Source organism: Porphyromonas uenonis DSM 23387 = JCM 13868 (assembly GCF_000482365.1).
Taxonomy (GTDB): Bacteria; Bacteroidota; Bacteroidia; order Bacteroidales; family Porphyromonadaceae; genus Porphyromonas; species Porphyromonas uenonis.
Genome location: NZ_AXVC01000021.1, coordinates 29,953 through 52,904, shown reverse-complemented (window position 1 = coordinate 52,904; position 22,952 = coordinate 29,953). Strand labels below are relative to the sequence as shown.

18 protein-coding genes are annotated in these 22,952 nt (G+C 54.5%); all 18 read right to left on the bottom strand.

Translation table 11 applies throughout. The annotated features are described in order from the left end of the window. Nucleotides 1-57: 57 nt before the first annotated feature. Nucleotides 58-1,248, bottom strand: coding sequence for a glycine C-acetyltransferase (kbl, locus tag L215_RS0100800; protein ID WP_027451190.1), 1,191 nt, complete (start codon nucleotides 1,246-1,248; stop codon nucleotides 58-60). 62 nt (nucleotides 1,249-1,310) lie between these two features. Further along, nucleotides 1,311-1,748, bottom strand: a complete 438-nt coding sequence (locus L215_RS0100795) for a DUF5606 family protein (RefSeq protein ID WP_025883341.1) — start codon at nucleotides 1,746-1,748, stop codon at nucleotides 1,311-1,313. Nucleotides 1,749-2,167: 419 nt separating this feature from the next. Next, a complete protein-coding gene (locus L215_RS0100790) occupies nucleotides 2,168-3,202 on the bottom strand; it encodes a DUF4857 domain-containing protein (protein ID WP_025883340.1) in 1,035 nt (344 codons plus the stop codon). Between the two features lie 6 nt (nucleotides 3,203-3,208). Continuing rightward, the gene (locus L215_RS0100785) at nucleotides 3,209-3,880 is read right to left on the bottom strand and encodes a hypothetical protein (protein WP_027451189.1); all 672 of its coding nucleotides are present in this window, start codon (nucleotides 3,878-3,880) and stop codon (nucleotides 3,209-3,211) included. Between the two features lie 10 nt (nucleotides 3,881-3,890). Then, entirely contained in the window at nucleotides 3,891-4,775 is an 885-nt protein-coding gene (locus tag L215_RS0100780) for an ABC transporter ATP-binding protein (protein ID WP_025883339.1), read from the bottom strand. Between the two features lie 36 nt (nucleotides 4,776-4,811). Beyond that, the gene (locus L215_RS0100775; RefSeq protein WP_025883338.1) at nucleotides 4,812-5,393 is read right to left on the bottom strand and encodes a PepSY-associated TM helix domain-containing protein; all 582 of its coding nucleotides are present in this window, start codon (nucleotides 5,391-5,393) and stop codon (nucleotides 4,812-4,814) included. 26 nt (nucleotides 5,394-5,419) lie between these two features. After that, entirely contained in the window at nucleotides 5,420-6,007 is a 588-nt protein-coding gene (locus tag L215_RS0100770; RefSeq protein ID WP_025883336.1) for a hypothetical protein, read from the bottom strand. A gap of 121 nt (nucleotides 6,008-6,128) precedes the next feature. Beyond that, nucleotides 6,129-8,570 carry a hypothetical protein gene (locus tag L215_RS0100765; RefSeq protein WP_025883335.1) on the bottom strand — a complete coding sequence of 814 codons (2,442 nt, stop codon included), beginning with the start codon at nucleotides 8,568-8,570 and terminating at the stop codon, nucleotides 6,129-6,131. A gap of 40 nt (nucleotides 8,571-8,610) precedes the next feature. Beyond that, nucleotides 8,611-10,212, bottom strand: a complete 1,602-nt coding sequence (locus L215_RS0100760) for a DUF6850 family outer membrane beta-barrel protein (RefSeq protein WP_244869659.1) — start codon at nucleotides 10,210-10,212, stop codon at nucleotides 8,611-8,613. A 16-nt stretch (nucleotides 10,213-10,228) separates the two neighbouring features. Beyond that, entirely contained in the window at nucleotides 10,229-11,539 is a 1,311-nt protein-coding gene (locus L215_RS10455) for a DUF4876 domain-containing protein (protein WP_025883333.1), read from the bottom strand. A 289-nt stretch (nucleotides 11,540-11,828) separates the two neighbouring features. Beyond that, entirely contained in the window at nucleotides 11,829-13,139 is a 1,311-nt protein-coding gene (locus L215_RS0100750) for a DUF4876 domain-containing protein (protein WP_027451187.1), read from the bottom strand. Nucleotides 13,140-13,160: 21 nt separating this feature from the next. After that, nucleotides 13,161-15,968, bottom strand: a complete 2,808-nt coding sequence (locus L215_RS0100745; protein ID WP_025883331.1) for a TonB-dependent receptor — start codon at nucleotides 15,966-15,968, stop codon at nucleotides 13,161-13,163. Between the two features lie 435 nt (nucleotides 15,969-16,403). Next, the gene (locus L215_RS0100740) at nucleotides 16,404-17,924 is read right to left on the bottom strand and encodes a ComEC/Rec2 family competence protein (RefSeq protein WP_027451186.1); all 1,521 of its coding nucleotides are present in this window, start codon (nucleotides 17,922-17,924) and stop codon (nucleotides 16,404-16,406) included. 42 nt (nucleotides 17,925-17,966) lie between these two features. Further along, the gene (gene rpe, locus L215_RS0100735; protein WP_025883330.1) at nucleotides 17,967-18,614 is read right to left on the bottom strand and encodes a ribulose-phosphate 3-epimerase; all 648 of its coding nucleotides are present in this window, start codon (nucleotides 18,612-18,614) and stop codon (nucleotides 17,967-17,969) included. A gap of 36 nt (nucleotides 18,615-18,650) precedes the next feature. Then, nucleotides 18,651-19,208: an FAA hydrolase family protein gene (locus L215_RS0100730; RefSeq protein ID WP_025883328.1), complete on the bottom strand. Its 558-nt coding sequence runs from the start codon at nucleotides 19,206-19,208 to the stop codon at nucleotides 18,651-18,653. Continuing rightward, nucleotides 19,205-20,350: a dTDP-glucose 4,6-dehydratase gene (gene rfbB, locus L215_RS0100725; RefSeq protein ID WP_036871845.1), complete on the bottom strand. Its 1,146-nt coding sequence runs from the start codon at nucleotides 20,348-20,350 to the stop codon at nucleotides 19,205-19,207. Before rfbB ends, L215_RS0100730 begins: the two co-directional genes overlap by 4 nt. Before the next feature lie 11 nt (nucleotides 20,351-20,361). Next, on the bottom strand, nucleotides 20,362-20,928 hold the full coding sequence (gene rfbC, locus L215_RS0100720; protein WP_025883324.1) for a dTDP-4-dehydrorhamnose 3,5-epimerase: 567 nt from the start codon (nucleotides 20,926-20,928) through the stop codon (nucleotides 20,362-20,364). A gap of 20 nt (nucleotides 20,929-20,948) precedes the next feature. Next, nucleotides 20,949-22,946: a PorE family type IX secretion system protein gene (gene porE / locus L215_RS0100715; RefSeq protein ID WP_025883323.1), complete on the bottom strand. Its 1,998-nt coding sequence runs from the start codon at nucleotides 22,944-22,946 to the stop codon at nucleotides 20,949-20,951. Nucleotides 22,947-22,952 lie beyond the last annotated feature (6 nt).

Here is a 22,952-nt window from a genome sequence, read left to right as displayed (position 1 = left end):
AAAGTCTAGACAATCTTGCAGGCAAGATTGTGAGACTGTTGACTTTTGCAACAGTCTCTACTTGATCACGCCGAGCTCTTTGCCAATCTTGATAAAGGCAGCGATCGCCTTGTCGAGGTGCTCACGCTCGTGAGCTGCTGAGAGCTGTACACGGATACGAGCCTCGCCCTTCGGTACGACTGGATAGTAGAAGCCAGTCACATAGATACCCTCCTCGAGAAGACGAGCAGCGTAGCGCTGAGATAGGGGAGCGTCGTAGAGCATCACCGCGCAGATAGCGCTCTGTGTAGGCTTGATATCAAAGCCCGCAGCGAGCATCTTATCACGGAAGTACTTGACATTCTCCATCAGCTTGGCATGTAGCGAGTCATCTTCCTCAAGCATCTTGAAGACCTCAAGACCAGCACCGACTACTGCGGGGGGCAGTGAGTTGGAGAAGAGGTAAGGTCTAGAGCGCTGACGTAGTATCTCGACGATCTCCTTAGGACCAGCCGTAAAGCCACCGATAGCACCACCGAATGCCTTGCCTAGCGTACCCGTGTGGATGTCGATACGGTCGAAGCAGTCAAACGCCTCAGCGACACCACGACCCGTCTTGCCGACGACACCAGCCGAGTGGCACTCATCGACCATGACGAGCGCATCGTACTTGTCAGCGAGGTCGCAGATCTTGTCCATAGGAGCTACGTTGCCGTCCATACTGAAGACACCGTCCGTGACGATGATGCGGAAGCGCTGCTCCTGAGCCTCCTGGAGGCACTTCTCGAGCTCCTCCATATTAGCATTAGCGTAGCGATAGCGCTTAGCCTTGCAGAGGCGTACGCCATCGATGATCGAAGCGTGGTTCAGCGAGTCGCTAATGATCGCATCCTCTGGGCCAAAGAGAGGCTCGAAGACACCGCCATTGGCATCAAAGCAAGCAGCGTAGAGGATCGCATCCTCCGTGTGGAAGTAGTGAGCGATAGCCTGCTCGAGCTGCTTGTGGATATCTTGCGTACCGCAGATGAAGCGTACGCTACTCATGCCGTATCCGTGCGAGTCCATCATATCCTTAGCGGCCTTGATAAGGCGAGGATTGTCAGATAGACCTAGATAGTTGTTAGCGCAGAAGTTCAAGACATCCTTGCCCCCCTGTACCTTGATGGCAGCCGTCTGAGGGGTGATGATAATGCGCTCCTCCTTGTAGAGACCCGCATCCTTAGTGTCCTGGATCTCCTTGGTGAGGAAGTTCTTCAGTTCTTTGTACATGATATTGTGTGGTAAAGTTATTAGACAAGAGTGGGTGAGCCAAGCGTGGCTCGATAGGTATCTTACTCCTCAGCGGGCGTCTCGCTAGCCTCGCTAGTCTCCTCAGGCGCAGGCTCCGAGAAGTCGGTCAGCCCCGTCTCTACGAGGATATTGTACCAGCGGAAGATCTTCTTGATATCGTTGTCGTGGACGCGCTGGCGGTCGTACTCAGGGAGTACCTCTGCAAAGAGGTCGAAGTAAGCCTCCTTGCCACTAAGGCTCTTGAGGTCTACCGGCTTGCCCTCGTACTTGTCGAGGAGCGTCTGTAGGATCACGCGCAGTGGCGTCTCCTCGGTCGTCGTGTAGATCGATATATCGCCTAGCGATACGACACGATCGGAGGCATAAGCGGGGATACGACGCTTCGTCTCTAGATCCTCGACGATGATACTATTCTTGGTGTGGGTCAGGAGCTTAAAGAGTCCTGGCTTGCCTGAGATGGATAAGATTTCTTTGAGCATAAACTATACTATGTGGCGAAAGCCCCCAAGGCTCTCATTATATCATCTGCAAAGATACGAAATTAGAGATTAGAGGATAGAGGTTAGAAGTTAGAGATTGGAGCGTAGTCCCTAGGAGCACTACTGACTCTAGCCGACAGCTCCGATTTCCTACCTAGGAATTTCCAAAATTCCTCCGTAGATATTTTTGATTTGCTACCTAGGAAATGGCCAATTCTTCGGACTTATTTTTTGATTCTTCCGAAGTTTCATTTGATTCCTCCGAAGAATTTTTGATTTCCTAGGTAGGAATTGGGTAAATTCCTAGGTAGCTATTTGGGAAATTCCTAGGTAGGAATTCAATTCCTCCGGAGGAAGGTGTAATCAGAGAGGATCGGTAGTCACTCCCTTACAGTATCTCAGCGTACCAATAGCAGTGCTTAGTCTAGTCGAGGCTTCACCCAGCTGTCTAGGCGTGAGGTGAAGTGCAGCCCTGGGATGGTCCGCTCAGGGTGATCTACTTGTAGTGTGTTCAGGAGCGTGTAGTCCGTCGCATCTAGCGCATAGTAGCTTGTGGCATCGGCAGTGGAGACCTTGAGGGTGTAGCTGTCTAGGTCGTTGCCGATGATGGTGAGATCCTCACGGTGCGGATCCCATGAGGGGATCCCTAGGCGACAGGGGCGATAGCCCTCACGCTCGATCAGATAGAGCTGATGATCTCGGGTAGAGATGAGACCGATATGTCGGCGACTCGGCAGCTCCCAGACGAAGGCCTCGGCAGCCTCCACGCCCTCGGGCAGGTCAATAGCTCGCAGGTAGGGCTTGCCAGCCATTTGCTTGAGGTGAAAGAGCTTACCACGCTGATCAATGAGGAGGTAGCCGTTGTCATATTCCTTTTGCGCAGTGGCATTGCCTGCTACGCGCTGGGCGGGGAAGGCGAAGCCTTTCTCCTGAAAGAGCTTCGTATAGAGAGCACTTTTCGCCTTGTCGGTCTGATTGCTCTTCATATCGACGAACTCGATCGCTTGCCCTGTGATGCGAAAGAGATCTTCGGGCATCTCTAGCTTGACTCTTCGTGAGGCACTCTCTAGGAGTGGGTAGAGCGCCACGGCAGGCGCAGCGAGGGTGCGTGGCGAACAGCGGAAGGTGACAGCACCCCGCTGTATAAGCTGCGGGGTCACCGCCTCTCCATAGAGCGTGTCGGGTAGGCGACCATCGGTCAGGAGCTGACGGTAGTAGAAGGTGGGGAGCAGGCTATCGACCTCCTCACGACTATACTGTCCACCCTGACCACTACGGTAGGTCATCGTACCCTCGTCGTGATCTGTGATGATGAAGTCGCCTAGGAGCTGACTGTAGATGGTGAATGGCTCACGGCTCGCATCGGCTCGGAGGTAGTTGTACCACCAGGGGATCTGCCAGATGATGAGTAGTGCTACGGTGATGTATAGGAGTATTGTGGCTATGCGCTTCATAGTAGTCTAGTCTTGTCTCCCCTCTTTGAAGCGACTCACAGAGAGCCATACCAGTGTCGAGGAGAGGATGGTGTAGATAAGTAGCGTAGGCAGGAAGGGTGCGTAAGCTCCTGCTGTGGGGGTGATGAAGTTGATGCGTATCAAGAGTACAGCGACTAGGGTGTAGAGGATGCGTCTACGCCAAGTGGGCTCTAGGAGTATCCAGCTCATCAGGAGGTAGCCGAGGAAGCCCGCCAAGATCCAGGGCAATGTAGCGGAGAGGACATAGGCGAGGAGTTCGTAAGCTAAGACTCCTTGCAGTCCGAAGAAGAGGACACCCAAATATAATAGGGTGTGCCATAGCAGTAGTGTCACCCCGCAGGCGAGCATCTGGTAGGTCGAGCGGAGTGGTGACTGGGGTAGGTGCAGGGTGAGCTTGAGGCTACGACGAGAGAGCTCTGGCGCAAACTGAGCGATGGCACAGAGCAAGCCTAGGATGAGGGGTACGTAGCGCATACTCTCTACGAAGACTACTCCCTTCTGTATCATCACGAGCCAGATATGGTCAGCGCCTTGTAGTGCGATGGCTCGATGTATGCGTATGACACCGTAGAGCGGTACGGCTAGTGCGACGAGTGTCGATAGCAGTGCGTATAGTCGGAGCTTGAGCCACTCCTTATATATTATAGAGGCAAACATATAGATAGCGTTAATACTTACCGGTAAGTCCTATGAAGGCATCTTCGAGCGTTGTCTCGTGTGCTGTGAGATCTTGGTAGGATACACCAGCCTGAGTGAGTCGCTCAGCGACCTCTGGCAGTGGAAGGAATGAGTAGCACTCCCCACGTCTGTGGTGCGCCTCGAAGTGGTACAGTCCGTCGATCTCAGGGAGAGGACGATCGTCCGTGAGGGTGCATCTGTAGAGGCGCCCCTCGTTTAGGATCTCAGCGACTGGGCGCTGCAGGAGTATAGAGCCGTAGTCCATGATGATGCAGTCATCGATCAGGCGCTCCATATCCTGGATAATGTGGGAGGTGAGGAAGATTGTGGTGCCCTGCTCCTTGGCATAGTGATGCAGGTAGTCTACAAAAAGCCTTCGATAGCCTGGGTCTAGTCCCATTGAGAAGTCATCGAGGATGAGTAGCTTGGGGTTTTGCGCTAGGAGCAGTCCGAGAGCGACCTGCGAGCGCTGGCCACAAGACATGCGACTGAGGTGCTGCCTCTCGGTGACCTTGAGTAGCTCCATCAACTCGTAGTAAGCCTCCCTACGCCACTTCGGATAGAAAGGTGCGTAGAAGCGCTCTATCTGCCGTATAGTCATAAAGCTATACTGGACGTGCCCCTCGATGAGCAGCCCGATGTCTTGTCTCAGTCGGTCAGGCATGCGGGTGATATCTTCGCCTAGGATACGACAGACACCCGACTTAGGGCGGAGAAAGCCACTGAGGATATTGATTGTGGTGGTCTTGCCGGTACCGTTCTTGCCAAGCAGACCGAGGATGCGACCACGAGGCACGGCAAAGGATAGATCACGGTAGATCAGTCGCTTGCCGTAGTAGTGGGTCAGGTTGTGACACTCGATTAAGTTGTCCATGTTAGTTAAGTGATATAAGGGATGGGCCGACTACATTTATAGGAAGAGGAAGAGCAGTGGTACCGCCAGCCCGATCAGTAGGAGGATGCCACCACGACCTATGAGCCCACGCCGCCCAGGCACGATGAGTAGTCCCGTGAGGGTGATGAGTATGAGTCCGATGGCTAGCACATCAGCGACGATCGTCCACCAGCGCCCTGGATTGTAGTGTAGGCGTGTCATAGAGCTGATGAGCGGGCGTCGCTCGATCGACTCGTAGACGGCTACCCCCGTTGAGGTGTCGAGGAGTAGGGTGGCACGTCCCTTGAGGAATACTTTGAGCGTATGATCGTCTGGGTAGTAGTGCTTGGTATAGCTGCCCGACAGGTCTATCTCGTCTAGGATCTTACGGACGGCTGGTGCATCCAGGCGTCCAGCAGCTTGTAGCTCTTCTAGCGGGATCTGATACTCCCGCTGGGTGATGATGTAGTGTGGATTGATCGAGTCTCGGTGGTTCATGTAGAGACCCGATAGGGCATAGATGAATATAAGCGTAGCAAGTAGGTAGGAGAGGTCACGGTGTAGTAATCTACTCCAGCGACGCACGCTCCTGCCTACTTTCTTGAAGTTTACTTTCATAGAGTCTTGTCAGTTCCAGATGTGGGTTACTGCTGCTCTATCTTATAGCTTGTAGCATTGATGTGGTAAAAGGAAAGGTATGCCTTGCCCTCCTGAGCTTCGCGCTCAGCGATCTGCTTGCGAAAGTCTGCGATACGGGCCTCAGGCGTGTCAGCCGTTTCGCCACGAGCCTTCTTCTCATTGGCGCAGCCTGCCTTACCCTCGCCATGCTCTTTGGCGGCTTGAGCTTTGAGCTGCTCCTCCCAGTTTTGCAGATAAGCCTCGTCGATACGATCCTCGACAAGCTGTCCTGTGACGGTGACTATGCTGTTGATACACTCCTGAGCAAAGGCGCCCATCTCCTCACTAGCCTCAGCGCGGATCACCTTGGTGTCGTCGCTACCCATGAGGAAGGCTTTCTTAGCTCCATGCTTGCAGAGGTGGGTGCAGATGCCCTGCACGGTAACCGTCTGACCAACGAGACTATCGGCAGAGGCGAGGAGTGCGTCCACCTCCATATAGGTCGGAGCCTCCGTCTCTGTGGTTGTGGTCTGATCTTGCTTTTGCTTATTGCACCCGATGAGGGCGATGGAGAGTAGTGCTGCGAGGAGCACAAGAGATAGTTTGTTGTTCATACTGCTTGGGTGTGAAAACTATGCTTTGAGATAGTAGCGTGTGAAGTGCGAGCTTCACAGATTTGCTTATAAAAGAGGATAGTCCCTCTCCTCCACATAGGGAGAAGAGGGACGAAACAGATTAGATAGCGGGGATGTAGACACGATAGGTCTCACGATCCGTCTGGATGAAGTAGATACCAGCAGGTAGTGAGATCTCCATATCTCCAGAGAGTATTCGCTGTGCAACCATCTCACCAGCTGACGTGTAGATAGCTACTGGACGAGCCACATCGCTATGTACGTAGAGCGTACCAGCAGCAGTAGCAATAGAGAGCTTGGTTGCTGCGACCTCTTCAATAGCTGTATTGCTCTGACCAGATAGTGTGACAATCGTCTTGACATCGCCAGAGGTTAGGACGAGCTGAGCTGTCGCCTTGGCATTAGCTGCGATGGTCTTGTCAGGTGTGTAGGTTACCTTGAGGGTAGCTGGCTCATTGGAGATGGCGATCTCGCTCTTGTCCACTGAGTAGTACTTAGCACCCTCACCCTCGATCGTACAGGTGATAGCGTTCGTGAGGTTCTTCTGTGTGACCGTCAGATCAACAGACTTATGCTCACCGACAGGTATCATCGAGAAATTGATCTCGCTCTGAGATGCCTTGATGTACTGCTCTGTCTCAGTCATTGCATAGAGGTAGACCTCATAGCTAGCACCGCCAGAGGTGAGGGTAAGCTTGCCGATACGCTCTTCGGGCGTCTTGGTGACTGCTGTCTTGAACTGTATCTCGAGAGCTCCACCCGTAGCAGGTAGCTCCTTGAGCTGTGCCGTAAAGCCTTCGCCAGAGCATGTCACCTGGATCGGATCTGTCAGATCTGACGCTAAGACTTGTAGAGCACCCTTGCCCTCTGATAGGTGGAGAGCCTTGCAGCTAGCTGATACTGAGGGGAAGGGAAGCTTGTGAGCAATAAAGAGGCTAAACCAGCCCTTGTATGTCATCTCCTTATAGCCCTCGGTCGTAAGGAGCTTAGCACTATTGCGGCAACGTGATGTAGCTACATAGCTATTGGCGACTACATCGCCACCGAATGAGACGGCAGCCTTGCTTACCGTAGGATAGTCTTGTATAGAGCCCTCAGAGAGGTTGAGGTCCAGCACTCGGTAATAAGTCTGTCCGAATAGAGCGTAGGCATGCAGGATGACACGATCTCCTTGCGTGGAGATAGCCGTACAGTTGGAGATTCCCTTCTCTGGAAGTAGCGTATGCCACTCCGCATTGGGCTTTCCCGTAGCTTTGTCTAGCGCTAGAGCATAGCCTCTGTGCTGCTTGAGCTTTTGCTCGAGGATTACATTCCCCTCGGCATCAACGAGAGCTCCAGCACAGCGTCCTGCTATGTAGACCTTGTCCTTGCCGACAGCCACACCATCGACAAAGACCTTCGTCCAGGGGTGCTCGGGTACAGCCTTGACGTCAATCTGAGAGATCCACGAGACCTTTAGATCTGTGTCTAGGCAGAGTGTGACGAGGCTCTCCTTATCGCTGGGGATGAGTTGCTTGCCATCGATGGTGATTGGGGTCTTTTCCTTAGTTCCTGTAAAGCGACCCGTAGCATAGAGCTTACCATCTTGATACTTGATGACACAGAGCATAGAGCGTCCGATGGGGGCTCCCTGCTCGGTAAGCGTCTTGACGAGATTGCCCTTGTTGTCAAACTTGAGGATGAAGAAGTCTCCCATATCTTTTTGTGAATCTCCATTCCATCCGACATTGTTCTTTGCCTTGATAGTAGTCTCGCCGATGGTTATGGCCGTGCGGACGAAGCCACAGACATAGACATTGCCCTCGGGGTCTATAGTTGTGCCCTTGAAGTCACAACCTGTAGGTGTGCCATAACTATAGTACGTCGCATCAGGCATTGGTTTATGATCTACTTCAAAAGCCTTGTGATACTCAATCTGTCCCGTAGCACTAACCTTGACAAGGATAGGCATGACCTTGCGGTGTGTAGCCCCTGCAGAGGCATCTTCATTCGCTCCGACAAATCGAGACTTCATCTCTATGTTGTAGGGCTTGCCGTCAGCCTGAACAAGGCGCAAGATGTCGACATCGGTCTTGGACTTGGACTTAGCATCGCGAACCATCAAGATGGTCACAAAGCCCCCGTCTGGAGTTGCTGTGATACAGTGGACATTGGAGTGAACATCTCCTCGGCTGTTGTAGATGTGCCAGAGAAGCTTGCCCTCTGGAGTCATCTTGTAGATGGAGATAGCGACATTGCCATTGGCAGCCTCTCCATCATCACCGAAGGAGACCGCCTTGTCTGCAACGTTGGGTGCATCATAGTTGAAGACTGAGCTAGAGTCAGCGCGCTCCTTACTGTAGAACATATTGCTCGCAAAGAGATTGCCGTCCATTGAGGCGACCACTTGCTGAGGTACTTGGATACGCTCTACACTATTGGCGACAAGACGGTACCAGAGGAAGTTCTTTGCTACTCCCTCAGTTGGAGTCTGTGCTATCGTCACACTCGCTGTACAGAAGAGCGTGAGGAGCATAAGTAATACTGGTAGTTGTTTTCGCATACTGATGATATTTAGTTTGTTTGGTTATTTGGTTTTACAATTAGAATGAGATGCCACAACGTATAGCTCCGTAGTCGCTACCACACAGCTTGGTCTGCGTATGGAGGTAGTCTAGTGAGAGCCACAGCGCATAGCGACTGCTAAGCTGATAGCCGTGAGTCATAGAGAGCCCGTAGGTCATCTGCGTGGAGCTAGCTATCTGATAGGCTCGCTCCAGTGTCTCAGCATAAGTAGGTATAGGCTGATGCTGAGGTGCTAACTGTAGCGAAGGGTGTCCCGTCTGTGCCCAGATACTATAGGTAGGTGTCAGAGAGACAAAGTACTGCCCGCGATGAAAGCTAACATACGGAGCCAATGTCCCGCCTAGATGGTAGAAGAGTCGCTCTGCTTGGGGCAGCAGGTCCTCCTCATGTAGTCGATAGCCGAGCGAGGTGGATATGCCCCACGACCAAGGCGTGCGAGGAGTGTCCTGACTATCCCAAAAGCCTTTAGCTCCAAACTCTAAGGTCTGCCCATAGTATGACCGCTCGGTGGCTATGCGTGGGTAAAGATTCCCCTTAGGATCTCCGAAGAGGTGGACGGCCCCTCTACGTATGTCGCCTTGGGTGTAAAGCGCAACGCCCCAACGTCCCAGTCGTGCTGAGCGGGCGGTGTATCCAGCCTGCAGATCTAGCGTGTGCAGATGAAGTGTCGAGAGGGGCAGGTTGTTGAGCTCGCGTATGATTCGGTCGGTCGTCAGCAGATGCCACGCTGCCAGAGCATAGAAGCCTTGACGCGCTTGACCCGTAGGGGTTACGCCGAGCGAGAGTCCATACGATATCCCTTGATAAAAGAGGGACGTGTTATTGCCTCTAAAGCGATAGTAGTCTCCCCCGACACCAGTAAAATGATATTCACTAGCCACCCCGACCTCACTCAGGAAGTCTACCTGATTGTTTTGCTTGTAGCGACCTAGCGTACCTGCTATGGCGAGGGCATAGTCGGCAAACTGATAGCCGACGCCTAGCTGCCCCTCTAGGAGCGTCGCCAGATTGCGAGGACGAGGGTCTTGCGTGCGGTAGGCAAAGGTGGCACGGTAGTCCGCTTTCAAAGAGAGGAGCCAATTGCCGAGGCGATGTACTGTACCCGCCCCAAAGGTGTAAAGATCTTGATGCAGACGAGCCGTGTATGCCGTGTCACCCATAACGTAAGGTGCGAGGAGCTGGTAGTCGGTTGTCTCGTTGAAACGTATCCCCTCCGTAGCACGATAAGTGTAGGAGGCAGCACCCCAAGCGAAGTTGTTGCGCTGACGCAAAGCGCTCTCGATATGCACCGATCCATCTATGTCCTGCTTGCCTAGTTGTGGAACCATCGTCTCGCCCCCATCTCGACGCACAGCTCCGCCCAGCGAAATGTCTGTACGACTACCACGCTCTGAGAAGAAGTAGAGTGGCGACACCGCTGGTGATACCGAACAGTCATAACCTGGTCGTCTTTGCTCCAGTAGCGTGCGAAGCGTAGTGGATGTATCTGCAGAATCTGCAGGGATAGCCTGAGTCTCGACCTGCTGCCCATATAGGTTGCCAATGAAGAGACTCAACAGTGTCCAGGCTAGAGCCAGAGGACTGAAGTGTATGACCATAGGTCTAGTTGTTAGTAGCATAGAGTCCTCGAAATGTTTACTTAGCGACCATAGGTGTCACACCATCATAGGTCTTGGTCGTGCAGGGTGTGCCCTTGGCGTCAATAGCTGAGCCTTGCTCCTCTACGAGAGCTGGCGTGACCATCGGGTTAAAGTCTTCAGTTGAGTTGTTTGTATCCTGCAGGATTGGATTACCTAGCGCATCTAATCCGAGGAATTTGCGACGTACAGAGTGAAAGTACCGATCCTTCTGATGATCAGCCTTGCCACAGTTTGTATAGCCAGCGTCTATCGTCTCAGGTAGTATCGTCCACTGGATATTTGCCTCGACACTACAGTTGACACCATCGAGGATCCAGTCGTTGGGGATCTTATAGCAAGAGCCAGACATATCGTAGCTGACCCCAGCATGTGTCAAGACCCAAGTGAACTTGTAGACATAGTCCTTCAGGTAGCTCTCCTTATCAATAGGCACACGTGCTATGACATACGATCTGAAGCCTCTATTGTGAAGGACAAAGAAGGACTTCGTATAGCAAAACCACTTGTCTAGGTTAGGCACCAAGGGGCTGTCGAAGTCTTGATGAGCAGGCACGGTAGAGACATCATACCACTCAAAGTTTGCCTTAGAGAGATCGAAGGAGTTGGGATTGTTTGTCTTATGGTCTATCCCTGTATCACAGAGTATGAGCCTTCCGCCAGGAGGTATAGCGACATCTTTACCACTGCCAGGCACTACATAGACCGCCTGCACCGCCATCGCTTCATGGCGGATGTCAGGCTTGTAGTCAAACTTCATTGTGGAGACAAAGCGACTCTCACAGAAAGCTATCCCGTCGGCATATAGTACATGATCTGTGCCGTTGTAAAGCACGACATAGTTGTCGCCATGATACTGCTTGCCTGCGGGAGTCAGTGTCCCTGTGAAGAAGATCTCCTGTATCACAAAGTCCTCTACCTGTGGCACGACCCTCAGGGGCAAGAGAAGCTGCACAGCTTTATTGTCTTTTTGCTCTGTAAGGCTCACATCAGCGAGCTGAGAGACGAGCCGTCCTCGCATCTGTATCCCATGGAGCGTGAAGGTACACTCCACAGTATAGGCTATATCGTACAGCCCGACGATAACAGCGATACTATCTAGCGAATTGTAGCGGGTGTCGACTCCCGTTGCTTTATTCGTCAAGTGCACCTCCTCGCCCAGTACAGAGAGATCTGTCAGTCCCTCGGGGAGCTGCGTAGTGAAGGCGCACGAGACCGTAGGTAGCGGAGCTCGGCCATGCTCAGGGCGGCATGAGCTGACCGCTATCACGGCAGATATGATGAGGAGTAGTCGAAAGAGACGATTCATAAAGAGCTAGTTGGAGTGTGACGAAGGGTATATTTTGATGTGTAGCTCCAGACCACAGTAAGGCGTGGCAGCAAATCCTCCTGATGTAGTCTGGAACCCATGGCGAAGACTGTACCCAAAAGCCAAGGCGCGCGAAGAGTACCTTGACTATCCCAAAAACCCTTAGCTCCAAAATCTAATGGCTCTCCATAGAGCGAGCCCGTGAGCACAGCTAGGAGACAGAGTAAGAGCGCAAGAGATCTACTAAGACATATAGAAGGATGATGCACCATAATCTATCGAAGAGACTTTACTTCTCCATAGGCACGACACCATCATAGGTCTTAGTCGTGCAGGGCGTACCCTTAGCATTGATAGCGGAGCCTTGCTCCTCAATGAGCGAGGGAGTGACCATCGGATTGAAGTCCTCAGACGAGTTATTAGTATCCTGCAGAATCATCCGCCCCTCAGCATCCTTGCCTAGGTACTTACGGCGTACGCTGTGGAAAAAGCGATTTGGATCGCGATCCTCCTTACCACAGTGAGTATAGCCCGCATCTATCCGCTCGGGCAGGATCGTCCACTTGTGCATAGCCTCGACGCTACAGTTCACACCATCGATAACCCAGTCTAGAGGGATGCGATAGGAAGACCTCTTGGCCTCATTGCCTGTACCAACGAAGACGTATGAATAGTCGTAGACATAGTCTTTGAGCCATGCCTCCTTAGTGACAGGCATACGAGCGATCACATAAGAAGCCAGCCCTCGGTCATGGAGGATAAAGAAGGTTCTCGTGAAGCAGTACCACTTGTCTAGATTCGGCACCGTGGGACTGTCAAAGTCTTGGTGTGTGGGTACACTAGACTCGTCATACCACTCGAAGTTAGCCTTAGAGAGGTCAAAAGCGTTTGGATTGGTTGCCTTATGATCAATACCTATATCGCAGAGGATCAGTCGCTCTCCAGGCTTCACGGGATGTTCCTTACCACTGCCTGGGACTACATAGACGGCGTGTGGCACAAAGTCCGTCTGTCTCAGGTCTGGCTTATAATCCTGCTTGATAGCGGGGTTAAACTCAGACTCGCAAAAGGCGATCCCATCAGCATAAAGGACCTTGTCCGTTCCGTTGTATAGGATGACGTACGAAGTCCCATTGTAAGGCTTGCCTGCCGTAGTCTGTGTGCCAGTAAAGAAGATCTCTTGGATGACGAAGTCCTGAACCGTAGGCACGATGCGTAGCTCTAGGCGTAGCTTGAGTGGATCGGTCGTTTGGTCAGTTACCTCCAGATTCTCAATCTGTGCGACCAGTCGGCCTTCCATTGAGACCCCTTTGAGCTTATAGCGACAGTTTGCTGTGTAGTTTAGGTTGTACAGCCCAGGAGCGAGCTTGACTCCTTCTAGCGTCTTATGCTCCACGTCTTGACCTGTGGTGATGTTGTGTAGCGTGAGTAGCTCCTCTTGTATTGTCAAGTCCGTGACATCCTCGGGCAGTGTGCGCTCGAAGAGACAAGCGATGGACTTTTGCTCCTTGGGGTTGTCTGGCGTGACAGGGTCAGGGCGACAAGAGGTCACAGCGACTAGGAGCGCTGGTAAAAGCAGTATGTAAAGTAATCGTTTCATAGAAATCTATTGTTGAGTTGATTATATCTTAATGCGAAGCTCCATACCAAAGTACGGTGTGGCAGTACGTCTGAGCGTTGCGGTACCCACCTTGTAGTCGGGTAGGTAGTCTATGACGTTGTTGGCAAAAAGAGATAGCGTAAAGAGCTTGCCCAGCTGCTTAGACACCTTGAGATTAACCCCAAGAGCTAGGGGAATGCGGCTCGGCTTAAAGAGCGTATCGCTGTAGCGTATGAAGAGATGCTGCAGATAGGTATCTCGCTCCGACTCGTCCGTGTAGGGGTGTAGCTTACCATCGTGCACATCTAGGTAAGCTATCGGTCGACCATCCTGGGGAAGGCGACGACGAGAGACCAGCCAGGTACTCTCTACGGCAGTCGTCAGGATAAGTCCCCACTGTGGGATCTGTGTGTCAAAGAGTAGGTTGGTCGAGAGCGACTGATTCTCCGAACCATCCTGCCAGTTGTAGAGACCCAGGTACTGATCTGAGAGGATTACATTGCCATAGACTCCAGAGACTGCGTAGTAGAGCGGTACACTATTCGAGTAGGTAGAGCGAAACCATGCACCCCCTAGGATCAGACTGGTATTGATCACAGGGATACGCTCCGTCATAAGTTGAAGCTCCACGCCCTCTTTGCGGATCATGCTACCATTCTCAGGGCGACTCGTCGACTCGATACGAGCTGCTGGAGTGTAGGGGATGGTAGAGATGTCGGGCTGTTCCGTCAACTTATTATAGTCAATAGCCGAGGCGTCATACTTATTGTAGCTGTAGACCTGAGCCGTGGAGCGGTATCTAAAGCCCGTAGTCATCAGCTCATTGAAGTAGCTCACAGAGATCCTATTGCGCCCCCACTCGGCAGAGAGACGTAGATCCAGCTTCTGGTTGCGCGTGGCGCGTAGCTTGTAGTTTGTCGCGTCCTCTATGTAAGTGCGGACGTAGTATAGGCTACGCTCATAGGGAGCGTTGATGTCGTAGTAAGCCAGCTGAGTTATGTCTACGTAGCGTGGGTCAGGGTAGAGATAGTTGAGCGTAGGCATACGTGTCGTCAACCCCCATCCCGCATCGAGTGAGAGCTTGAGGTCTCGTGACCAGAGCTCCCAGGCGGGCAAGCTCCAGCGCAGGTTGACACGAGGATCCAGGTAAGGCTTATAGCTCAGCGTGTACTGCGGAGCGAGTCCTAGGAGCATAGAGAGACGCACGCCCGCCTCTAGCTGGAGCGTATGAGCTCCGAGAGGTTGCGTGTATAGGTCCTCCGCATAGAGTGCTAGCTGTTGCAGAGCTGGAATCTGGTAGTAAGGACGTGGACGAGTGTCCCATGCTTTGGGAAAGAGTGGATAAGAGAGATCGTAGACCTGCCCGCGACCGAAGTTTTTGGATAGGTCATAGTTAAAGCCCCCCTTCAACCTATGCGAAGCTTTTCCCCACTCTATATTATATAGTGTCTGCCCCTTGGCAAAGAGTGTCAGAGGCTTGCCATCACTCACATAGTCCGCCACGTACTCTCGTCCGATCAATGTAGCTGGATGCTCTCCCGCCTCGACACCGGTAGGAGTTATCGTCATACGGTCTGGAGCCACCAGTCGGCGTTGGTGTAGGTAGTCAAACTGCTGAGCCGCTGAAAGGGTCAGCTCCACTCGCTGCAAGCCTCCCGTACGCTCTGTCGGGGTATAGCTATATCGTGAGGTGAGAGCTATGCGATTGTAGTCTGAGAGGTACTCGTCGGTGCGTCCGTAGGAGAGATCGGGGTCAATCTTGTTCTTGTCAAAGCTACCCGTATAGTCTCCGCTCACCTCCCAGCGATGTGCCTGATTACTACTCGTGCCGTGGTAGCGTAGCGAACCAGTCAGTCGCCTGTAAGTCTCAAAGGGGACACGCGGGTCGGGCTTAGCATCTAGATAGCTCACATCCCCATTGAGGATATGATGCTGGGAGGGTGTGAGGGCAAAGCCTTTCTCCACAGAGACCAACTTACTGTAGCCATCTACCTTAAAGCGACTCTGCACTGGCGAAGCTTGTCGCTTACGATGCACCAGTACTACGCCAGAGGTTATATTGCCATACTCTACGGAGGGGATACCACGGATGAACTCAACCCGCTCTATATTGTCCGTCTGCAGCGTACGCATATCCACACCTCGATTCACATTGACCTTGCCAGCACCGAGGAGCGAGCCCGAGGAGGAAGCCGTGTACTGCATATCCGCATCCGTATTGAGCGGAGCCCCATCTACCATAAAGAGGGTCCCCAGCGAACTGATGGCGTAGTCTTGGTTGTTCGTCTTATTGCCCTGCACATTGATCGTGCCTGTCTCACGGAGCAAGAGGTTGTTGACCCCGCCCATATTAGGGATGCTACTTTTACCTCCAGGCAGTAGTGCCGTCAGGTCGGAGAAGCTACTTGGCTGCAGGTGATCAATGGCCGCCCGCTCAATCGTCGAGGAACTGGTCAGGTGCCGTCCCTCCTGTGCCGTCACAACCACCTCGCCTAGTACCTGCTCCAGCTTAAAGGGGATACGCAAGTATTGGTCTCGCTGCAATGTGATCGTCTGCTCCTTGCGCAGACCTGCGTAGCGCACCTGTAGACGGTATCGCCCCGCTAGTACTGACTGAAAGGCAAAGCGCCCATCATCGTCCGTGTAAGTCACGACATCTTTGTGCCCCTCAGCCGAGAGAGCCACCAGAGCGTAGGCTATCGGCTCACCCGAAGTCGCATCGCACACCACACCCGTGAGGGCATGACGAGCGCCCTGACCATAGAGCATCTGCGACAGTATGGGGAGCAGCAGGCAGAGCAAGAGTAGGCGAATGATGGACTTCTTCATAGTGTCTCTGTAAAGTGGTTCTGCAAAGGTACAGCACTGCTTGCCTCTGTAAATACCCAAGAATAGGTATTTGCTTCACCGTTGACTAGTCCATAATAGGGACTAGACGCTGCAAACTGGGTAGTCTGACGATTACTATCATCCGTCCGTGCCGACCACTTTGAAGACCTTAGCGCCCCGTTCCTTTTTCGGGTTGCCCTAAGACTTTCTCAGGAGCAAACGACGATTCTCCATGAAGGAACGAAATAAACCTTCGGACGTATTGCTGTCCGATAAAAGCTTTTTGAGGGTGCATCGCGTAGGTCATCCTATAGAAATGAGCTAACTATCAGTACCACTTGGGTGAAACTAAAGTTTCATGGGTAAGAAATTGGAGTTTCATACGAAGGGATGTCCTCTTCCTGAAAGAGTATACCGAGCGGAGAGGGCGACCCGCTAGACGCGGACGGGGCGGGGACGGGCTAGGAGGTACTGAACCCAGGCGTAGAGGAGGAGGTAGTAGGCGACGCAGAGCCAGAGCGGCATGGCGATGGTGAGCTGAGCGGTGAAGTGCTGCTCGAGGAGTGCCATCGCACCGCTGGTGAGGTCGCTCACGCCGACGAGGAGCATCGGTAGGAGCGTCGTGGGTAGTCCGAGTGCGAGGAGTCCCATGGTGACAAGCCCCGTGATGATGAGTAGCGTGGCGAGGGGCGACAGGAGGAGGTTGGCGAGGAGTAGCCAGACGGCGGTGCTGCCGAAGCTCCGTGCGAGGATAGGCCAGACGAAGAGTTGTACGGCTAAGGTTGTGACGATGAGGTAGTAGAGGTAGCTGACGATGCGGGGGCTACTCGGTGTGATGCGCTGGTTGAGTGCGCCCCAGGTGACGAAGATGGCTAGTACCGCTCCGAAGCTGAGCTGCATGCCTACGTCAAAGAGTGCGTAGGGTGAGACAATGAGTAGAAGGACGGCAGCCTGCGCCCAGACGTTGAGCCGATCGGTGGAGCGCCCCAAGAGCCGTGCCACGGCAAAGATGGAGAACATGAGCGAGGCACGGAGTGTCGGGATGGAGAGTCCGCAGACGAAAGCGTAGAGCCATACGGCTACGAGGGTGAGGTCCCAGCGCAGGAGGTAAGCGGTACGGACGTTGCGGATGAGTCGGAGCGGGTAGCGGATCAGCCAATAGATGAGTAGTAGGACGACCCCAACGTGAAAGCCACTGACCGACAGCAGGTGCGCAACGCCTACGGAGCGAAACTGCCTCTCTGCGACTGTTCCCTCGGAGCGATCGCCTAGGCAGATGGCACGGAGCGTCTCTCGCTGTAGTGGAGTGAGTCGGTCAATCTCGTCTAGCGTGCCACCGATGCGCTGCTGGAGGGTGTAGGCGCAGTAGCGTAATTGGTCCCAGAGCGACCAATGGGTAGTGGTTGACGCATCGCAAGCTTCTGCTGTGGAGGCGGATAGCACGCCCGAGACCTTTCGTGAGAGGAGGTAGTGCTGATAGCTTGACGAGGGGACTTGATCTAGTGGCGTGAGCCGTCCACGGACGAGGTAGCTGGTGCGAGGTGTGAGCTGCAGCGAGTCATTATATAGGTATAGCATGATGCGCTGACCACCCCAGCGAACGAGGGTTGCTCCGCTCGGGTCTGTCGCTTGCTCGATGATAGCCTCGGCACGAGAGCCCTGTTCGCGTGCTGTGGGCGGGCGAGAGATGGTGACGAGGTAGGTCGTTTTCTCGCTGGGCTGTGGGAGTTGCGCAACCCGTTCCTGTGGGATTGTTGCCAGACAAGCTCCCATACAGAGGAGAACTAAGTACCAAGCGGAGCCAGCGAGGAGCGCTTTGTGCCAAAGCCTAGAGAGGACGAGGAGGAGCGTCGCCACGGCGATGCCGAGGAAGTACCACTGCGCCGCTAGTAGCCCGAGACTACCTAGATAAATGCCCAGCACTAGCGACAGAAGTGTCACCAATGCTGGGCGCATGATTGTGGCGTGTAGCCCTCGGACGAGGTAGTGCAAGGTGGCTTACAAGGCGTGTAGCTGTGCAATCATCTCTTGAGGGCTGGGCGCCTTAAAGACGGCACTGCCCGCCACGAGCGAGTCGGCACCCGCCTCAACGAGCTGGCGACCCGTCTCGAGGTTGACCCCGCCATCGACCTGTATGAGGGTGGAGAGTCCCTGCTCTTGGATCATTTTGCGCAGGCGCTCTACCTTGCGGATAGAATGCTCGATAAACTTTTGCCCACCATAGCCAGGGTTGACACTCATGAGGAGCACCATGTCGGCTTCGCAGAGGATGTCGGTGAGGAGCTCCACGGGGGTGTGCGGATTGAGCGTGACGGCTGGACGCATGCCCGCCTCACGGATAGCCCGTAGCGTGCGGTGCAGGTGAGGGCACACCTCGTAGTGTACATTCATAATGTGGATGCCGAGCTTGGCAAACTGATCGATGAACTTCCACGGCTCGACGATCATCAGATGCACGTCGAGAGGCTTCTGACAGATGGGGCGTATCGCCTCAATGATGGGAAAGCCAAAGGAGAGGTTCGGGACGAAGACACCATCCATCACGTCAATGTGGAGCCAGTCGCACTGACTCTCGTTGATCATCGTGATCTCATCGGCGAGATGCAGGAAGTCGGCACTGAGGAGGGAGGGAGATACAATAGCCATAGTGAAGGGGTTTTTAGACGATTCGATATAGATGCTTTACTTGATGCGTAGTAGGGTAGTGGAGCGGAGCCTTTCGCCAGCCTGTAGCGTCAGGGAGAGCTGTTGCTCGGGGGCAATGGCGGGAGCTGCTGTTATGGGGATTGCGTTGAATAGGAGTACGTCGCCCGTGTGAATGGTGAGGCACTCGGAGAGGAGCGAGAGCGCTTGGCAGACCGCTGCACGTGAGAGCGTCCAGCTCTGCTCGGAGAGGGTCAGCGTGTAGTGCTCTGCGAGCGCAGTGTCAAGGGGTTGCCAGTCGAGGGCTACGGCACTGCCGTCGTACACCTTAGCACGCTCCCACGGAGCGCCCGCCTCACGTAGCTCAGCGAGTAGCGAGCGGCAGGTGATGTCCCAGCCAGCAGCGCACGACTCGATGTACCGCTCGGCAAAGGGAGGCGCCACGCACTTGCCCGTCCGTCCTATCTTGATGGCGAGCGAAGGGATAGCACACCACTCCGCTTCGAGGTGAGGAACGAAGAAGGGGTAGCCCGGGCGAAGTAGTGCTTCGCCTTTGTAAAAGAGCCGAGACTCGTCGTCTATGCCGTAGACCTTCATCGTCCGCTGTACATCTGCTGGTAGTAGTGCTGGTAGTCTTCGTCAGTGATCCCCTTAACCCAGTCGAAGTGGTCGAGGTACCAGTCGATCGTGTAGCCGATGCCCTCAGCAAAGGGGATCGAGGGGATCCACCCTAGCTCCTGATGAATGAAGGTGGGGTCGATGCCGTAGCGGGCGTCGTGGCCGAGACGATCACGGACGAAGGTGATCAGCTGCTCGTTGATCAGCTCGGGCTGAACCTGAGCGCCTAAGATCTCAGAGATGCGCTCGGCACGTGCTGGCTCTTTGCTCAGACGATCGTGTAGCTGGTCGATGATGATCCGGACTATCTCTAGATTGGTATGTTCGTTGTGCCCGCCGATATTGTACGCTGTACCAGCTTTCCCCTGGGTCACCACGAGGTGGAGCGCACGACAATGGTCGGTGACATAGAGCCAGTCACGCACATTCTCGCCCGTGCCGTAGATCGGTATCTCCTTGCCGAGGAGACACTGACGGATGACGAGCGGGATGAGCTTCTCGGGAAACTGGTAGGGCCCGTAGTTGTTCGAGCATCTTGTCCAAACGACTGGCGCATGGTGCGTGTGCACAGCTGCTTGGCAGAGGAGATCGGCCGAAGCTTTCGCAGCACTGTAGGGACTGCGTGGGTCAAGCGGCGTGCTCTCCACGAAGAAGCCTTCCCGACCGAGCGAACCATACACCTCGTCCGTGGAGACCTGGAGCATCATACGTCCCTCCTGCCATACGGGATAAGAGCCTCGCCCGCTGGTGGTAGACCAATGGTTGCGAATGGTGTCTAGCAAGGTCTGTACGCCGAGGATATTGGTGCGTACGAAGATGGCGGGGTCCTCGATGCTTCGATCGACGTGGCTCTCGGCCGCCAGGTTGATCAGGTAGTGCGGAGCGTAGTGGGTGAAGAGAGCGTCCATCGCCTCGGCATCGCAGATATCTGCCTGGACGAAGACGATCCGTTCGTTGTCGATGAGCGGTTCGATGGAGCGGTAGTTGCCCGCATAGGTTAGTTTGTCGATCAGTACGATTCGCTCGTCAGGGGCGAGGGCTTCGCTCAGGTAGTAAGCGAGGTTAGTGCCGATGAAGCCAGCAGCTCCAGTCACAGCGTAGGTATGTCGGTATGAAGTCATAGCGTAAGGTGTCAAAAGCGTGATGCGGTGTAGTCGGCTAGGGAGATGCCCCGTAGGTCTTTGTCCGAAAGAATCAGCTCTTCGGGCGAGATGCCCCACGACTCCCAGGGGATCGCCAGTTGCGGGTCGTCATAGCGTATGCAGAGCTCGCTCTCGGGGGCGTAGCCGTTGTCCACTTTGTAGAGAAACTTCGCTTGCTCCGAGAGAACGAGGAAGCCGTGCGCAAACTCTCTCGGTATGTAAAGCTGCCGATGGTTCTGCTCCGAGAGATGATAGCTGCGCCACTGCCCGTAAGTGTCGCTGTCTCGCCGTAGGTCCACGATCAGATCCATGATCTCGCCCACGACGCAACGCACCAGCTTCGCTTGGCTCGCTTCGCCTCGCTGGAGATGCAGACCACGCAAGACGCCACGGACGGAGGACGATTCGTTTTCCTGCACCCATGGTCTAGGCGCGACGGTCGCTGCAAAGTCTGCCGTGCGGTAAGTCTCGGCAAAGTAGCCACGCGCATCGCCGTAGCAGTCTGGCTCGATGAGGTAGACGCCCGCTAAGTCTGGGTCCGCTTGGTAATGTATCATTGCTTAGGTCACTCTATATATTATTGTATGACGGTAAACTCAGTGCGACGGTTGAGCTGGTCGCAGACGACTTGCTGCTCTTCGGTCAGCGTGCCGACCCATTCGGCCGTTAGCTCCTGCCCCTCGGGCAACCAATCGAAGCGCACCGCCATTCCTTTGGTCACTACGTAGGGACGCTCCTTGCCGTAGCCACGAGCCTCTAGACGGTCGGCCGCAATGCCCTTGGCGATAAGGTAGTTGACGACACTCTGCGCACGACGCTGCGAGAGCTTCTGATTGTAAGCCTGCGAACCCTTGCGATCTGTGTTACTGCTCAGCTCGAGGCGCACGTCGGGGTTTTGCTCTAGGAGCGTGACGAGGTAGTCGAGACTCTTCTTCCCCTCGGGGCGTAGCGAAGCTCGGTCAAAGTCGTAGTAGATGTCGTGGATCTGCTCCGAGTGCAGGCGCGAAGCTAGGTAAAAGTCAACCAAGTAGTCGGTGCTCTCGGTGGCGCTGTCGGTCACGAGTGGCATGTATTGGTTGAGGTAGTCTGGGTGCGAGGCATGTAGCACGTAGCGGTTGGACCCGGCAATTTCAAGGACAAAAGAACCGTCGTCACGTGTCGAGACAATGGGTGTAGCGAGCAAACCTTGCTCATCGGCAATGCGTACCGTCGCCTGCGGGATGCCATACCCCTCACGGTCCATCACGAAGCCATCGATGCGGATGATGGTGGCGGGCAATGAGAAGCGGTAGAGGTGTGGTCGTCCGCGCTGGTCGCCACGAGTCGAGGAGAGGTAACCCTCCTCCGCTAAGCCCGACTGCGGCTTCGGTGAGAAGGTAAGTGCGTAGTCATCGGCGGAGGAGTTCATCGGAGCGCCCAGATGCGTCACCTGCCACCCGCCGAGCGAGTCCATCTGCGCCTTGTATAGGTCCAGTCCGCCCAGCCCCACACGTCCATTGGAGGAGAAGTATAGGGTACTGTCGCCCACCATCGTCGGAAAGAGTTCGTCGCCAGGCGTATTGATCTCGTTGCCTAGGTGCTCCGGCTTGCCCCAGCCATGCTCGCTGAGGGATATGCGGTAAAGGTCTTTGCCACCTAGGCCAGCCCCCTCGCTCACGAAGTAAAGGTATCGTCCCGAAGCGTCAATGGCGGGATGCGCCGCCATGCGTAGCGAATCCTCCCAGATGGGTACGCGCTCGCCTTTGCCCCAGCCTCCTTGGCTAGACTTGGAGGCTTTGTAGATCTGCACGGTACGGTCGTAGGTGGAGCTTTGCTCAGCGTAGGAGTAGTAGAGCGTGTTGCCGTCTGACGAGATGGAGGGCGTACCCTCATCTTCGGGCGTATTGACACTGCCTGGCACGCTGTCGGGGCGGGACCACTTGCCCGAGGCGTCCTGCTTGATCATAAAGAGATTGTTCGTCCCCAACCCCGTCACTTCGCTCTCCTGCAGCATATCACGGAGAGGCACCCGGCTACTGGTGAAGTAGAGTATCGTGCCGTCGGGCGCATAGCAAGGGGCAAACTCCGCATAGGGCGAGATCAAGAGACGATCCGTCTCGACCGTGTGTCCCGTGGGGTGGGCGAGGAGCGAGTCAGCCTGACGCACACTCGCCAGTCCTATGCGTCCGAAGTAGTCGTGTGGGTAGTACTCTAGAAACTGCTTGTAAGCTTTGCCCGCCTCCCGCCAGCGCCCCAGCTGTTGTAGCTCCTGAGCAATGCGTAGGTGGAGGATCGAGTCGGGATAGTCCCCCGAGAGAGCTAGGTTGTAGCAGTTGAGCGCACGGGGTGTGTTGCCCAGTCGTCGGTAATTCTCCGCAGCCTTGAAGGCTAGGTAAGCCCGTCGCTCTGGCTTCTTGCGAGAGGTGCGGCGGTAGAGCGTGTAGTAGCTATCGGCAGCGAGGGCGTAGCGACCTGTATGGTCGTACAGCTCTGCCTTGCTCAGCGTCACACTCTTGCAGCCCATCAAGCTACAGAGCGCCATAGCGCACGGGAGTAGCACGAGCAACCAGCGAATATGTGACGACGAGACCTTCATAGCAAA